Below are 15,259 nucleotides of genomic sequence, written 5' to 3' on the forward strand. Positions count from 1 at the left end.
GCTAACAAGCGATGTGAAACGTATTAGACTTGGCAGTTGAACGTGTCGAGTGCCAATGCGTGCCTCCGGACCCCGACCTTGCGCCGGGTCGAGGGCCGCACCCCGCCTCGGCCATGGTGACCCGGCTTGTCAGGAGAGGTGAGAATGACCGAACCGCGTCGGCTCGAAGTCCTTCGAGCCATCGTTGAGGACTACGTGCAGTCGCGCGAGCCGGTGGGTTCGCGCGCGCTGCTCGAACGCCACGACCTGGGCGTCTCCGCCGCCACGATCCGCAACGACATGGCCTCGCTGGAGGAGGAGGGGCTCATCGTCGCCCCGCACACCTCCTCCGGGCGGATCCCGACGGAAAAGGGCTATCGGCACTTCGTCGACCAGATCGGCGACATCAAGCCGCTCTCCGGCGCCGAGCGGCGCGCCATCGCGGCGCTGCTGGAGGGTTCCCACGACGTCAACGACGTGCTGGAAAACACCGTGCGGCTGCTGGCCAGCATCACCCGCCAGGTCGCCCTGATCCAGGTCCCGCACTACTCCAACGCCACCGTGCGCCACATCGAGCTGGTCGGCCTCGGCGCCGGGCAGACCCTGGTGGTGCTCATCGCCTCCAGCGGCAAGGTCGAACAGCGCGTGATCCTGCTCCCGCCCTCGGTGGGGGAGACCGACCTGCAGCGGCTGCGCGCGGCGCTGCTCGCGGCCCTTGACGGCAAGCCGATTGCCGATGTTGCCCGGCTGGCCCAGGTCGTCCCGGAGGCGGTCGAGCCGCGGCTGGCCCCGGCCGCCCGCGCCCTGGCCGAGGTCCTGGGCGCGCTGGCGCGCAACAGCGCGGTGGACCGGATCCTCACCGCCGGCACCGCGAACCTGGCCAGGGCCAACATGGACTTCCCGCTGAGCATCACCCCGGTGCTGGAGGCCCTCGAGGAACAGGTGGTGCTGCTGCGCCTCTTCTCCGAACTCGAGCAGGACGCCCACGGCATTGCCGTGGGCATCGGCACCGAAAACCAGTACGGGGCGCTGACCGAGGCCTCGGTGGTCGCCACCGGATACGGCCCCGGCGAGCAGGCGATGATCGGCGTGCTGGGCCCGACCCGGATGAACTATCCCACCTCGATGGCCGCGGTTCGCGCGGTCGCCCGATATCTTTCCCGAATCCTGGCCGGCTAATGCGGGTCGAAACACATTTTGTGAAGTACGAAAGGACACAGCGAGCACTGTGAGCACCCATTACGAAGTCCTGGGCGTCGGCAAGGACGCCACCGGCGAGGAAATCAAGAAGGCCTACCGGAAACTGGCCCGCAAGCTCCACCCGGATGTGAACCCCGGGGACGACGCCTCGGAGAAGTTCAAGCTGGTCACCCGCGCCTACGAGGTGCTTTCGGATTCCGACAAGCGCGCCAACTACGACGCCACCGGCCACGAAAACGGCACCGGCCAGACCGGCTTCGGCGGCGGCGGTGGATTCGGCGGCGGTTTCGGGGACATCTTCGAGCAGTTCTTCGGCGGCGGCGGGGCCCAGGGCCCGGCCTCGCGCACCCAGCGCGGCCGCGACGCCTTGATCACCGCCACCATCGACCTGGCCGATGCCGTCGCCGGCACCGTGTACCCGCTGGAGATGGAAACGGCAGTCACCTGCCCGACCTGCGAGGGCAGCTGCTGCCGCCCGGGCACCTCCCCGGTCACCTGCACCATCTGCCGCGGCGCCGGCCAGGTGCAGCGGCCGGTCCGCTCGTTCCTGGGCCAGATGATGACGGTGGAGACCTGCGCGGCCTGCCGCGGCTTCGGCACCACCATCCCGGACCCCTGCAACGAATGCAACGGCCAGGGCCGCATCCGCGAACGCATCTCCAAGCAGCTCAAGGTCCCCGCGGGCGTCGCCAGCGGCACCCGCATCCACCTGGCCAACCAGGGCGAGGCCGGCCCCGGCGGAGGACCCAACGGCGACCTCTACGTCGAGATCGAGGTGCGCCGGCACAAGATCTTCGAACGCGACGGCGTCGACCTGCATGCCCGCATGAACGTGCCGATGACCGCCGCGGCGCTGGGCGCCGACCTGGAGCTGGAGACCTTTGACGGTACCCAGGTCATCGAGGTCGAATCCGGTGCGCAGTCGGGGGACACGGTCCGCCTTCCGGGCCTCGGCGTGCCGCGGCTGCGCGGCGGCAAGCGCGGGGACATCATCGTCCACCTGCAGGTGGAGACCCCCACCAAGGTCGATGCCGCGCAGCGCGAGCTGCTCGAGCAGCTGGCCAAGCTCCGCGGGGAGGAATTCGCCGAGGGGCGCATGGAAAACAGCGGCGGCATGTTCTCGCGGCTGCGCGGGAAGCTGGGCAACCTGGGCGCATGAGCAACCAGTGCTTCTTCCTGGCTCCCGGTGAGCTCAAGGACGCGCGCGTGGGCGCCGGGCTGAGGCTCGAGGGCCCCGAGGGCCACCATGCGGTGACCGTCAAGCGCGTGCGCGTCGGCGAAAGCATCGACCTGGTCGACGGCACCGGGCTGCGGGCGGTCGCCGAGGTCACCGCGACGCAGAAGGCGGCGCTGGACGCCGTCGTGCGCGAACTCGAATCCGAGGCGCTCCCGCCGCTGGCCATCACCCTGGTGCAGGCGCTGGCCAAGGGGGACAGGGACCTGCAGGCGGTGGAGTCGGCCGTCGAGCTGGGCATCGACGCGGTGCGGCCCTGGCAGTCGGACCGCGCCATCGTGCGCTGGAACGACGCGAAGGCCGCCAAGGCGCTGACCAAGTGGGAGGGCACGGTGCTCGCCGCGCTCAAGCAGTCCCGCCGCGCTTTCCTGCCCGAGGTGCGCCCCATGCTCAACAGCGCCGACCTCGCCCGGGACATCGCCGGGCGGGTCTCCGGCCCGGACCCCGTCCTGGTCATCGTGCTGCACGAGGCCGGCACCGAGTCCCTCTCCGCGGTCGTGGCCCGGTGGCTGGACGAGAACCCCGTGCCGGCATCGGCCGGACCCGGGAAGCGTCCGGAGATCCAGCTGGTCGTGGGGCCCGAGGGCGGGATCTCCGATGCCGAAATCCAGAAGTTCACCGCCGCCGGAGCCCAGGTGGCGCTGCTGGGAAGGCACGTGCTGCGGGCCTCCACCGCCGGCCCCGCCGCCCTGGTGCTCACCCGGCACCTGGCCGGACAGCTCTAGCAACATTCCGCGCAATTGACGGCGCGGACGCACGGAACAAAAAGATCCCCCGGGAACCGGCCGGCATGCAGGCGGGTTCCCGGGGGATCTGCGTTGGGACGGGGCGCCGGGAAGCGGCGCGCCAACGCTACTGCTTGACGGTGAAGTCCTTCGATTCGGTCCCGGCGCGCTGGCCGGTCTGCGCATCGACGCCCCAGGCGGAGAACGAGTAGTCCCCGGGGGCCAGCACGTAGGTGAAGGAAAACTCGTTGTGGCCCAGCGCCTCGCCCCCGGTGTGAAGCGCCCCGGAGGCCACGACGGTGCCCTGGTCCCCGGATTCGGCCCGGCGGGTGATTTCCCAGAACTCCCCGCCGGAGAACATCGCGCTGACCCCGTGGAAGGTGACCTGGCCTGCCTTCTGGGTGGTGCCGAACTGCGGGTCGATGATCCACAGCGGCGCGGCCAGGCTCGCGTCGCGCGTGAAGTTGTGGTCCAGCGCAATGTGGCCGAAGGCCTCGTGGCCGGATTCCCCGTCGACAAGGATCCGCACGCTGGGTTCCAGCCCCTCGGTGAGGATCCCGGCATTGGAGGCCGCTGCCGTGGCGGTGAACACCAGCTGGGCAATGGACCGCTCGGCCAGGCCGGCATCGACCGCGGAGCCGAAGGCCTTGGCCGAGAGGTCCAGGGTGATGACGTTGTCCGGGCTGATCGAGGCACCCACCGCCGCACTGGGGCGCCAGGCGCTGAAGTAGCGCGGGTCGGCGGGTTTCTGCGAGAGCATGTAGCGCACCGAATCGGCGATCGGGTCCGCCGCGCCCTTGACGCGGACAAACTCGCGGTAGAGGGACACCGTCCCGTCGTTTTCCGCCAGCCAGTAGACCGGCACGTGTGCCGTGGTGTTCAGCGATTCCATTTCCACGCTCGGCAGCGGCGCGGGCGTCTGCACGCTGGTGGCAGCCTTCGGCATGGAATATCTCTCGCCGGGCACCCCCAGCCCGCAGGCGGCAAGGGTGCCTAGCACCACCGTGAGCCCCAGCACCGCAAGGCGGGACCGGGGGGATCGACTGGAACGGAACATCGGGATATTGGGACTTTCTGCAGGTAGCCGGGGGGACGTGTCGGGACCGGGGTGGCGGGGGGATCGCCGCCGGTCATTCCCCAGCTTGGCATAGGTTGACGAACGGTAGGGCGGGAAATCCGCGATTCGCGTGGACTGTTGCGTGATTGATATGTACGAATGGAAGTTGTGCCCGAATCGTTGCACAACCCCGCCAGATACCTTACGTCCATTGGTTTTGGCCGGGTGCGGGCGCCGAAACGCGGCCGCGGTTCGTCCCGGCCGCCGTGTCCCGGTACCGGTGCCGCCATCCACGATAGGATTGGGAGTGTGCAGGGAACCATGGCCGCGGAAAGACCGCAGGCGCCATTCGCCGGCACGGAATGCGGAGGCTGCAACAGTCGTATGGACCAACAAGTGAGCCAAGTCGGCCAGCCCCGGGGAACGGACGCGCTGGTCCAGTTCGACAGTTCGGACCAAATGGTCGCCACGCTCGGCGCACACGATGAATTGCTGCGCGTCATCGCCGGAGCCTATCCGCAGGTGGAATTGCACGCACGCGGCAACGAGCTGCGCGTCGCCGGCGATGCGGCCCAGGCCCACAAGGCGCTGCGCGTCATCACCGAGGCCCGCACGCTGGCCGGAAACGGCACCCGCATTTCCGCGCAGACCATCGAGCAGCTGGTGCGCATGCTGGAAAGCTCCGGCGCGGACGAGGCCCAGTCGGTGCTGGGGCTGAAGATCCTCTCGGGACGCGGCAAGGCCATCCGCCCCAAGACCGTGAACCAGAAGAGCTACGTCGACGCCATCGACGAGAACACCGTCATCTTCGGCATCGGCCCCGCCGGCACCGGCAAGACCTACCTGGCCATGGCCAAGGCGGTGGCCGCGCTGCAGGCCAAGGAGGTCAGCCGCATCATCCTGACCCGCCCGGCCGTCGAGGCGGGGGAGAAGCTCGGCTTTCTGCCCGGCACCCTCACCGACAAGATCGACCCCTACCTGCGCCCGCTCTACGACGCCCTGCACGACATGATCGAACCCGACTCGATGCCCCGGCTGCTGGCCGCCGGCACCATCGAGGTCGCCCCGCTGGCCTACATGCGCGGGCGCACCCTGAACGACGCCTTCATCATCCTGGACGAGGCGCAGAACACCACGCCCGAACAGATGAAGATGTTCCTCACCCGGCTCGGCTTCGGCTCCAAGATCGTCATCACCGGGGACATCACCCAGGTCGACCTGCCCGGCGGCACCAAGTCCGGGCTGCGCGTGGTCACCGAGATCCTCGAGGGCGTGGACGACATCGCCTTCTGCGAACTCGACGCCACCGACGTGGTCCGCCACCGGCTGGTCGGCGCCATCGTCGGCGCCTACGAGCGCTGGACCGCGCGCCAGGACCCCAACTTCAACCGTTCCAAGGCCCGCGCCCGCCGCCGCGCCACCACCGGGAAGAACCCCGAGCACCCGCCCGAAAAGAAACAGCAGGGCCGCGCGCCCGAAAACCAGGAGCAGTCCCCATGAGCGTAGAGGTCAACAACGAATCCGCGATCGCCGCGGACCTGGAGCGCGTCAGCGCGCTGGGGCGCCACATCCTGGCCGAACTCTATGTGCACCCGGAAACCGACGTCTCCATCATCCTGCTCGACGAGGAGCCGATGAGCGCGCTGCACGTGGAATGGATGGACCTGGAGGGGCCCACCGACGTGATGAGCTTCCCGATGGACGAGCTGCGCCCCGGTGTCCCCGGCTCGCCCACCGAGGCGGGCATGCTCGGCGACATCGTGATCTGCCCGCAGGTAGCCACCGTCCAGGCGCAGGCCGGCGGGCATTCGGTGGAGGACGAGATCCTGCTGCTGGCCACCCACGGCATGCTGCACCTGCTGGGCTTCGACCATGCCGAGCCGGAGGAGAAGGACGTCATGTTCTCCCTCCAGCGCCAGCTGCTCGAGGGCTTCCTGGGCCGCCCGGCTCCCCGGGAGACGATGGACTAGTGACCGCGGTCATCCTCGCGTTCGGCGCACTGGTCTTCATCCTCAGTGCAGCCCTCCTCACCGCCGCCGAGTCGGCATATCTCTACCTCTCGCGGCAGCAGGCCGAAACCCTGCGCAACGACTACGCCTCGCCGCACCTGGCCAACATCCTGGCCGACTCGCAAAGCCACACCCACGCCGTGCGCTTCTGGCGGATCTGGTTCGAGACCGCCGCTGCCGTGGCGATCGCGATCCTCTACCTTGACCGCCTCGAGAACGTCTGGCTGGCCGGGCTGCTGGCCACCGCCACCATGGCGGCGGTCGGCTTCGTGCTGGTCGGGGTGTCCCCGCGCCGGCTGGGACGCAGCCACGCGGACACCGTGGTGCGCTACACCGCGCCGCTGGTCCGCTTCCTGCGCGTGGTCCTCGGGCCCATCCCCACCTGGCTGGTGGGCATCGGCCAGGCGCTGAGCCCGCGCTCGGTCGCCGAGGAGGACGGCTTCCTCTCCAAGGAACGGCTGCGCGACCTGGTCGACAGGGCCACCGAGGGCGACGGGCTGGAGGACGAGGCGGCGGAAATCATCAACTCGGTCTTCGACCTCGAGGACACCTACGTCCGCTCCGTCATGGTCCCGCGCACCGACATGGTCACCATCGACAAGGGCGAGGGGCTCAACGCCGCCATGGACCTGTTCCTGGCCTCGGGCTGCTCGCGCGTCCCGGTGATCGGGGAGAGCGCCGACGACATCTTCGGCATCGTCTACCTCAAGGACGTGGCCTACAAGCTGCACCTGGGCCCGGAGAGCACCGACAAGGTGGAGGACCTTGCCCGCAAGGTCCGCTACGTCCCGGAGTCCAAGTCCGTGGCGGAGCTGCTGCCGGAGCTGCAGCAGGAATCCACGCACATGGCCATCGTCATCGACGAATACGGCGGAACCGCCGGACTGGTCACCCTGGAGGACCTCATCGAGGAAATCGTCGGGGAGATCGACGACGAGTACGACAGGCAAAAGGTCGAGATCGAGGAGGTGGGCGACGGCAGCTTCGTGGTGCGGGCCCACACCTCCATCGACGAACTGGGCGAACTCTTCGACATCGACATCGACGAGGACGAGGTCGACTCGGTGGGCGGGCTGCTGGGCAAGGTGCTTGAATCGGTGCCGGTGCTCGGATCCCACGCCACCTTCGAAGGCATCGAAATGAAGGTCCTCTCCCTGAGCGGACGACGCAACCGGATCGGCAAGATCCTGGTGCGCAAGGTAGAAAAACAACCCAAGACCGGCGAACACCCCGCCGCCAAAGATGCAGGGCATCACAAGGAGCAATCATGAGCCGGAACATCAAGAAGCCACAGATGCTGCCCACCGGAGGCTGGCCCGAGGACTTCCGCGCCGGATTCACCTCCTTCGTGGGCCGCCCCAACGCGGGCAAGTCGACGCTGACCAACGCGCTGGTCGGCCAGAAGGTGGCCATCACCTCCTCGAAGCCGCAGACCACCCGCCACACCATCCGCGGCATCGTGCACCGCGAGGATTCCCAGCTGATCCTGGTCGACACCCCGGGGCTGCACCGCCCGCGCACGCTGCTGGGCCAGCGCCTGAACGACCTGGTGGCTGACACGCTCTCCGAGGTCGACGCGATCGGCTTCTGCCTGCCGGCCAACGAGAAGATCGGCCCGGGCGACAGGTTCATCGCCACCCAGCTCGCGCAGCTGCAGAAGAAGCCCATCGTCGCCATCGTGACCAAGGCCGACACCGTGGACCGGGCAGCGCTGATGGCGCAGCTGATGGCCGTCACCCAGCTCGGGGTCGACACCCTGGGCGAGGGCGGCTGGGCCGCGGTGGTCCCGGTCTCGGCCACCGGGGACTTCCAGGTCTCCGAGGTCGCCGACGTGCTGGTGGCCCAGATGCCGCTCTCCCCGCCGCTGTACCCGGACGGTGAACTGACCGACGAGCCGGAGGCCAAGATGGTTTCCGAGCTGATCCGCGAGGCGGCCCTGGAGGGCGTGCGCGACGAGCTTCCGCACTCCCTGGCCGTGGTCGTGGAGGAAATGGTCCCGCGCGAGGGGCGCCCGGAGGACAGCCCGCTGCTGGACGTGCGGGTGAACCTGTACGTGGAGCGCTCGAGCCAGAAGGCCATCGTCATCGGCAAGGGCGGCGCCCGGCTGCGCGACGTGGGCACGCGTTCGCGCAAGGCCATCGAGGCGCTCCTTGGCACCCGGGTCTACCTCGACCTGCACGTGAAGATCGCCAAGGAATGGCAGCGCGACCCCAAGCAGCTGGGCAAGCTCGGCTTCTAGGCGCGCACCGCCCGGTGCCTCGGGATCCCCGGGGCACCGGCGGCTTTGTGACACGCAAATGCAATATTGTGCGACCGGCTTCCGGTGCGGCCGACACCTGGTGCTAGGGTGAAGTTGTGCATTTCGGACTACTTCTACTAAGCCGCCGCGGCGAGACCCAGACAGGACTCTAACGCGTCCTTCGGCCGACCCCTCGCTGCGGAGTCACCCACCGTCCCGGCCCACTTTCTCACCACCAAGGAAAAGGCCCCCTGAAATGCAAAACCTGCAAAAGCCCTCCGGAATGCCCGTCCACAAGTATGTGCCGTTCCAGGACCAGATCCACGTCTCGCTGCCCGACCGCACCTGGCCGGACAAGTACATCACCACCGCCCCGCGCTGGTGCGCCGTGGACCTGCGCGACGGCAACCAGGCGCTGATCGACCCGATGAGCCCCGAGCGCAAGCACAAGATGTTCGACCTCTTGGTCAAGATGGGCTTCAAGGAGATCGAGGTCGGGTTCCCCTCGGCCTCGCAGACGGACTTCGACTTCGTCCGCCAGCTCATCGAGCGCGGCATCCCGGACGACGTGACCATCCAGGTTCTCACCCAGTCCCGCGAACACCTGATCGAGCGGACCTACGAGGCCCTCGAGGGCGCAAAGCAGGCCATCGTGCACCTGTACAACTCCACCTCGGTGCTCCAGCGCCGCGTGGTGTTCAACCAGGACGAGGACGGCATCGTCGACATCGCGCTGACCGGCGCGCGGCTGTGCAAGAAGTACGAGGAGCAGCTGGTCGGCACCAAGATCACCTACGAATACTCCCCGGAGTCCTTCACCGGCACCGAGCTGGAATTCGCCAAGCGCATCTCCGACGCCGTGGCCGAGGTCCTCGAGGCCTCCCCGGAAAACAAGATGATCCTGAACCTGCCGGCAACAGTGGAAATGGCAACGCCCAACGTGTACGCCGACTCCATCGAGTGGATGCACCGCAACCTGGCCAACCGCGACTCCATCGTGCTGTCCCTGCACCCGCACAACGACCGCGGCACCGGCGTCGCCGCCGCCGAGCTCGGCTACCTGGCCGGCGCCGACCGCATCGAGGGCTGCCTCTTCGGCAACGGGGAGCGCACCGGCAACGTCGACCTGGTCACCCTGGGCATGAACCTCTTCGGCCAGGGCATCGACCCGATGCTTGACTTCTCCGACATGGACGAGATCCGCCGCACCGTCGAGTACTGCAACCAGCTGCCCGTCGCCGAGCGTTCCCCCTACGGCGGGGACCTGGTCTTCACCGCCTTCTCCGGCTCCCACCAGGACGCCATCAAGAAGGGCTTCGAGGCCATGGAGGCAGAGGCCGCCGCGGCCGGCAAGACCGTGGACGAGATCACCTGGGGCGTGCCGTACCTGCCGATCGACCCGAAGGACATCGGCCGCTCCTACGAGGCAGTGATCCGCGTGAACTCGCAGTCCGGCAAGGGCGGGGTCGCCTACCTGCTCAAGAACGAGCACTCGCTGGACCTGCCGCGCCGCGCGCAGATCGAGTTCTCCGGCGTCATCCAGCGCAAGACCGACGGCGAGGGCGGGGAAATCTCCTCCGCCGAGATCTGGAACGTGTTCCAGGACGAGTACCTGCCGGTCACCGAGGGCTCGGACGCGCAGGAGTGGGGCCGCTTCAAGCTGGGTTCGGCCACCGCCGAGACCGCCGAGGACGGCAGCTTCGCGCTGACCGCGACCCTGCTCATCGACGGGGTCCCGCACCGCCGCACCGCGGCCGGCAACGGCCCGATCAACGCGCTGGTGAACATCCTGGGCAACGAGGGCGTGGACGTGCGGGTGCTCGACTTCACCGAGCACGCCCTCTCCGAGGGCGGGAACGCCGCCGCCGCTGCCTATGTCGAGGCTGCCGTGGGCGAACGCGTGCTCTGGGGCGTGGGCGTTGACACCAACACCACCATGTCCTCGCTGAAGGCGCTCATTTCCGCGGTCAACCGCGCGGTGCGCGACCAGCACTGAGGCCGGGAAACGCAGTAGAGGGGGTCCCGTGCGCCGCAACGGTGCACGGGACCCCCATTATTTTGAGATGATGGACAGCGTGGCACGTTCAGGGTTTACCGCAAAAAGCTACCGCACCCGCGGCATTGTCCTGCGCACCCACAAACTGGGCGAGGCCGACCGGATCATCACGCTGCTGAGCCCCGAGTTCGGGATCGTGCGCGCGGTGGCCAAGGGGGTGCGGCGCACCAGTTCCAAGATGGGGGCGACCCTCGAGCCGTTCATGGAGGTCGATGCCCAGATCGTGGCCGGCCGCTCGCTGCACACCATCATCCAGGCCCAGCTGCGCCACCCCTACGGGCAGGCACTGGTGGCGGACTACTCCGCCTACACCGCCGGCGCGGCAATGCTGGAGACGGCCGAGCGGCTCACCGATGCCGACGCCGAGTCCATCGCCCCGCAGTACCGCCTGCTGCACGGCGCGCTGGCCGCGCTGGCCCGCGGCGGGCACGAACCCGGGACGGTGCTGGATTCCTACCTTTTGCGTGCCCTGGCCACCGCCGGCTGGGCGCCGAGCTTCACCCACTGCGTGCGCTGCGGCGCGGTGGGTCCCCACCAGGCCATCAACGTGCCCCTCGGCGGGGTGGTCTGCCACGACTGCCGGCCCGCCGGATCGATGTCCCCGCCGCCGGCCACGGTGGCCCTGCTTGCCGCCCTGCTTGACGGCGAGTGGGCAACGATCGACGCGGCCGACGGGGCCACCCGTGCGCAGGCGGCCGCGGTGGTGGCCAATTACCTGCAATGGCACCTTGAACGCGCAGTGAAATCCCTCAAACTCGTGGAGCGAAGATGAGCAAGGCCCCCAAGATCACCGGCAAGCCCGGACCCGTGACCCCCGCGATGCGTCCGGGCGATGCCCCGATGCCGCAGATCCGCCCCGAGCTGGTGCCGCAACACGTCGCCATCGTGATGGACGGCAACGGCCGCTGGGCCAATGCGCGCGGCCTGCCGCGCACCGAGGGCCACCGGGCCGGGGAGGCGGCGCTGCTGGACGTGATGGCCGGCGCGGTGCAGATGGGCATCAAGTACGTCTCGGTGTATGCCTTCTCCACCGAAAACTGGAAGCGCAGCCCCGAGGAGGTGCGCTTCCTCATGGGCTTCTCCCGCGACGTGCTGCGCCGCCAGCGCGACACCCTCAACCAATGGGGCGTGCGCGTGCGCTGGGCAGGGCGCGAGCCGCGGCTGTGGCGCACCGTGGTCAACGAGCTCAAGGACGCCGAGAGGCTCACCGCCGCCAACCAGACCTGTCAGCTGACCATGTGCGTGAACTACGGCGGGCGGGCGGAAATCGCGGACGCGGTCAGGGCCATCGCCGAACAGGTGGCCGCCGGCACCCTGAAGCCCTCGCAGGTGAGCGAGAAGACCGTGGCCAGGCACCTGGACGAGCCCGAGATGCCCGACGTCGACCTGTTCCTGCGCACCAGCGGCGAGCAGCGCACCTCCAACTTCCTGCTCTGGCAGTCGGCGTACGCCGAGATGGTGTTCATCGACGAGCTGTGGCCCGACGTGGACCGCACGACGCTGTGGGACGCGGTGCGCGAATACGCCAGCCGCGACCGCCGCTACGGCGGTGCGGTGGACAAGCCGGTGACCGCGGCCCCGGCCCCCGGAGCCTGATCCCGCGGGGCCCGGGGCCGGGGTCAGGGGCTCACGGCGTCCGCGCGCGCGGCATGTCCCGGCAGGTAGCCGGCGCCCCACCTGTCGATGGCGGCGTAGGCGGCGGCCCGCGGTTCGGGCTGGGACGCGAACACGTCGTGCATGGCCCCGGCGATGAGCGTGTTGGCCACCTCGGAACCCAGGCGAAGGGAGCGGTCGCGCACCACCTGCACCTCCAGCACGGAGTCGTGGTGAAGCATCGACTCGTCGAAGGCGGTGCCCAGGTGCGAGGTCTTCGAGGTCAGCACGAGCACCGGCACCTTGATGTCCAGGCCCCGTGAGACCTCGCGGTGCCCGGCCATCACCGCGGTGATCCAGCCCGCTGTCACCGGGAACGCCACCGCCGGACGCCACAGCGGATGCAGGTCCCAGGAACCCTGGGCCTGCCGGCTCATGGAACGCCAGTAGTTGTCCAGTTCCGGCAGGTGCAGCTTGGCCCGCGGCCGCCGCCGTGCGATGGGCTCGACCACGCCCTGGGCGGCGTAGCGCACCAGGTAGCTGCCCTGCATCTCCAGCCACGGGCTGTTGAGGATCAGTGCGTGGAAGGCGCCCGGGTGGCGGTTGACCCAGAGGCTTGCCACCAGTCCGCCGGTCGAATGCGCCACGCAGATCCCCGTCGCGTCCGGCCCCTCCAGCGAGCGGATCATGTGCAGTGCGGCGTCCAGGTCGGCGTCGTACTCGTCCAGGGACGCGGTGAAGCCGGGGTTCAGGTGGTGGGGGCGCAGGCTGCGCCCGTAGCGGCGCAGGTCCAACGCATAGAAGGCGTAGCCGCGCGCGGTCCAGTAGCGGGCCAGTTCGGCGTTGTAGAAGTAGTCGCTCCAGCCATGGACCGCCAGCACGAAGCCCGCCTTCCGGTCAGGTGTCCCGGACGCGGGCGCGGGGGAGGGCGAACTTGGCCGCGGCCACAGCCGGTCAAGGGCGGCACGCAACCTCGAACCTGCAGTGGTTCCCGCGTGCTCCGGTTCCGGGGTGGGGAGCCGGTGGCGCACCAGCGTGGCGCACAGCTCGCCCTCCGCATCCGCGCCCAGCGGCAATGTCGTGTAGCTGAACCCCTCGCCCAGGATGTCGGGCTCCCAGGCTCCGGGCCGGGTCGTTGCGCTGAAGTCCGGCCAGGCGGCGCTGGGATCGTTCTCCGGCGGGAGCGCCGACCTTGAACCGAGGGAGGAGGCGTGCGACATGTGTTGAGCATAACGAACTTGAAGTTGTTTGGAAGCGTGGTTGCGGGGAAGACTAGGAGTCATGCGCATATACCCCACGATTTTCCGCCTGGTCTTCACGAAGATGGACCCCGAAAAGGCACACCACTTTTCCTTCGATGCCCTGCGGCTGGCCGAGAAGCTCGGGGTGTCGGTCATCGCGCGGAAGCTGTGCGCCCCGGACCCGGCGCTGCGCCGCACGGTGATGGGCATCGACTTCCCCTCGCCCTTCGGCCTGGCGGCGGGATTCGACAAGGAAGGCGCCGGCATCCCGGCGCTGGCGGACCTGGGCTTCGGCCACGTGGAGGTCGGCACCATCACCGGTGTCGCGCAGCCGGGCAACGAGAAGCCCCGGCTTTTCCGCCTCGTGGAGGACAAGGCCGTCATCAACCGCATGGGGTTCAACAACGACGGTGCGCGCGCGGTGGCGCCGCGCATCCGCGCCGCACGGCTGCGCCTGGCCGGGCGCTTCGGGGCCCGCCGCCCGGTCATCGGCGTGAACATCGGCAAGACCAAGACCGTGGAACTCGACGACGCCGTCGCCGACTACCTGGTCTCCACCCGCGAGCTGGCGGCCCATGCCGACTACCTGGTGGTCAACGTGTCATCCCCCAACACCCCGGGGCTGCGCTTGCTCCAGGGCGTCGAAACGCTGCGGCCCTTGCTGGAAGCGGTGGGCGCGGAGGCCGACCGGGTCGCCGGGCGCCATGTCCCGCTGCTGGTCAAGATCGCCCCCGACCTCAATGACGCGGACATCTCCGACGTCGCCACGCTGGCCACCGAGCTGAAGCTCGACGGCATTATTGCCACCAACACCACCATTGCCCGCGAGCCGCTGGTCTCCGACGCCTTCAAGGTCGCCGAGATCGGGGCGGGCGGGCTGAGCGGGGCCCCGCTGAAGGCCCGCTCGCTGGCGGTGCTCAAGTTGCTGCGCGAGAAGGTCCCCGCCGACATGGCGATCATCTCCGTGGGCGGGGTCAGCACCGGGGAGGACGTCATCGAGCGCCTCCAGGCCGGCGCGGACCTGGTCCAGGGCTACACCGCATTCCTCTACGAGGGCCCGCTGTGGGTCCGCGGCATCAACAAGGCGCTGGCCGCCGCGCAGGCACAGGGCAGGTCCCTGGCCAGCAAGTAGCCGCCGCCCCGTGGGCCCCGTCACCGAGCAGTCGGCGACGGGGCCCACGGCGTTTGTGCCGTGCCCCGGGGGAGCGCGGCGGGCGCGGCAGCCGGATCCCGGGCAGCGAAAAGGCGTGTGGCTCCCCGGCCGGATCCAGTCCGTGGGGTGCCACACGCCTTGGTGTGGATTCTTGAACGCCTGTGCGTGGTGTTAGCGCGGGTCCTCGCCGCGGCGGACCTGCGGCTTGGGCAGGCGCAGCTTGCGGAACTGCAGGCCGCGCATGATGCCGTAGTAGGTGACGCCGCGTTCGACCGAGCCGAAGCGGGCGACCAGGCCCTTCCGCAGGCCGCGGGACATGATGAACGCGTCCACGGCCACCAGCGCGACCAGGATCCACAGGGCAAAGGTCACGTACACGGTCACTTGCGGGTACCTGGAGAGGCTCAGCGAGACGATCAGGAACGCGAAGACCGCGAACATCAGGTATTCGCCGATCATGAAGCGGCGGTCCACGTAGTCGCGGGCGAAGCGCTTCTGCGGTCCCTGGTCGCGGGCAGCCATGAAGCGCTCGTCACCGGTCTCGTTGGCCAGCCGCATGCGGTTCTGCGCCTCGAGGCGCTGGGTGCGCTCGGCCGCGCGCGCCAGCTTGCGGTCGGTGGGCACCAGCGGGCGCTGGTTTTGCGCCTGCTGCGCACTGCGCTTCGGGGTCGGGGCATTCTTGCCGGCGGGCTTTGTGGTCTCTTCTGTGGGCGCTTCTACGGAAGCTGCCTGATCTTTCTTGCGTCCAAACACCCTGCCAGTCTAGCTTGCAC

General features: G+C 69.0%; 14 protein-coding genes. 11 read left to right on the top strand and 3 right to left on the bottom strand.

The annotated features are described in order from the left end of the window. Window positions 1–144: 144 nt before the first annotated feature. Genes hrcA through AC6CHY_RS13020 form a run of 3 tightly spaced genes read left to right on the top strand, consistent with a single transcriptional unit; the run spans window position 145 to window position 3,138 of the window. Complete coding sequence (gene hrcA, locus AC6CHY_RS13010; RefSeq protein ID WP_498226980.1) at window positions 145–1,158, top strand: heat-inducible transcriptional repressor HrcA; 1,014 nt, start codon at window positions 145–147, stop codon at window positions 1,156–1,158. 49 nt (window positions 1,159–1,207) lie between these two features. Further along, window positions 1,208–2,338 carry a molecular chaperone DnaJ gene (gene dnaJ, locus AC6CHY_RS13015; protein WP_217387954.1) on the top strand — a complete coding sequence of 377 codons (1,131 nt, stop codon included), beginning with the start codon at window positions 1,208–1,210 and terminating at the stop codon, window positions 2,336–2,338. Next, a complete protein-coding gene (locus AC6CHY_RS13020) occupies window positions 2,335–3,138 on the top strand; it encodes a 16S rRNA (uracil(1498)-N(3))-methyltransferase (RefSeq protein WP_498226981.1) in 804 nt (267 codons plus the stop codon). Before dnaJ ends, AC6CHY_RS13020 begins: the two co-directional genes overlap by 4 nt. 127 nt (window positions 3,139–3,265) lie before the next feature. On the opposite strand, the gene AC6CHY_RS13025 is transcribed toward AC6CHY_RS13020, so the two are convergent. Continuing rightward, window positions 3,266–4,084, bottom strand: coding sequence for a GerMN domain-containing protein (locus AC6CHY_RS13025; RefSeq protein WP_217387956.1), 819 nt, complete (start codon window positions 4,082–4,084; stop codon window positions 3,266–3,268). A gap of 495 nt (window positions 4,085–4,579) precedes the next feature. Between AC6CHY_RS13025 and AC6CHY_RS13030 the strand changes: the two genes are divergently transcribed. The 7 genes from AC6CHY_RS13030 to AC6CHY_RS13060 all read left to right on the top strand — a co-directional run bounded on the left by AC6CHY_RS13030 (window position 4,580) and on the right by AC6CHY_RS13060 (window position 12,095). Further along, window positions 4,580–5,695, top strand: a complete 1,116-nt coding sequence (locus AC6CHY_RS13030) for a PhoH family protein (RefSeq protein ID WP_217387957.1) — start codon at window positions 4,580–4,582, stop codon at window positions 5,693–5,695. Next, the gene (ybeY, locus tag AC6CHY_RS13035) at window positions 5,692–6,165 is read left to right on the top strand and encodes an rRNA maturation RNase YbeY (protein WP_217387958.1); all 474 of its coding nucleotides are present in this window, start codon (window positions 5,692–5,694) and stop codon (window positions 6,163–6,165) included. The genes AC6CHY_RS13030 and ybeY overlap by 4 nt, the downstream gene beginning before the upstream one ends. Next, window positions 6,165–7,475, top strand: a complete 1,311-nt coding sequence (locus tag AC6CHY_RS13040) for a hemolysin family protein (protein ID WP_498226983.1) — start codon at window positions 6,165–6,167, stop codon at window positions 7,473–7,475. The genes ybeY and AC6CHY_RS13040 overlap by 1 nt, the downstream gene beginning before the upstream one ends. After that, complete coding sequence (era, locus tag AC6CHY_RS13045; protein ID WP_418888826.1) at window positions 7,472–8,443, top strand: GTPase Era; 972 nt, start codon at window positions 7,472–7,474, stop codon at window positions 8,441–8,443. Before AC6CHY_RS13040 ends, era begins: the two co-directional genes overlap by 4 nt. 256 nt (window positions 8,444–8,699) lie before the next feature. Next, window positions 8,700–10,439 (top strand): 2-isopropylmalate synthase, encoded by a 1,740-nt coding sequence (gene leuA, locus AC6CHY_RS13050; RefSeq protein WP_217387960.1) that lies wholly within the window; start codon window positions 8,700–8,702, stop codon window positions 10,437–10,439. Window positions 10,440–10,518: 79 nt separating this feature from the next. Next, on the top strand, window positions 10,519–11,271 hold the full coding sequence (gene recO / locus AC6CHY_RS13055; protein ID WP_217388279.1) for a DNA repair protein RecO: 753 nt from the start codon (window positions 10,519–10,521) through the stop codon (window positions 11,269–11,271). A gap of 47 nt (window positions 11,272–11,318) precedes the next feature. Continuing rightward, the gene (locus tag AC6CHY_RS13060) at window positions 11,319–12,095 is read left to right on the top strand and encodes an isoprenyl transferase (protein WP_498226999.1); all 777 of its coding nucleotides are present in this window, start codon (window positions 11,319–11,321) and stop codon (window positions 12,093–12,095) included. A 23-nt stretch (window positions 12,096–12,118) separates the two neighbouring features. Here AC6CHY_RS13060 and AC6CHY_RS13065 read toward each other — a convergent pair whose 3' ends face one another. Continuing rightward, on the bottom strand, window positions 12,119–13,312 hold the full coding sequence (locus AC6CHY_RS13065; protein WP_217387962.1) for an alpha/beta hydrolase: 1,194 nt from the start codon (window positions 13,310–13,312) through the stop codon (window positions 12,119–12,121). Window positions 13,313–13,373: 61 nt separating this feature from the next. Between AC6CHY_RS13065 and AC6CHY_RS13070 the strand changes: the two genes are divergently transcribed. After that, the gene (locus AC6CHY_RS13070) at window positions 13,374–14,465 is read left to right on the top strand and encodes a quinone-dependent dihydroorotate dehydrogenase (protein WP_498226985.1); all 1,092 of its coding nucleotides are present in this window, start codon (window positions 13,374–13,376) and stop codon (window positions 14,463–14,465) included. Between the two features lie 192 nt (window positions 14,466–14,657). Here AC6CHY_RS13070 and AC6CHY_RS13075 read toward each other — a convergent pair whose 3' ends face one another. Further along, window positions 14,658–15,239, bottom strand: a complete 582-nt coding sequence (locus AC6CHY_RS13075) for a DUF3043 domain-containing protein (protein WP_498226987.1) — start codon at window positions 15,237–15,239, stop codon at window positions 14,658–14,660. Window positions 15,240–15,259 lie beyond the last annotated feature (20 nt).

Source organism: Paeniglutamicibacter sp. GQ140, from assembly GCF_059759235.1.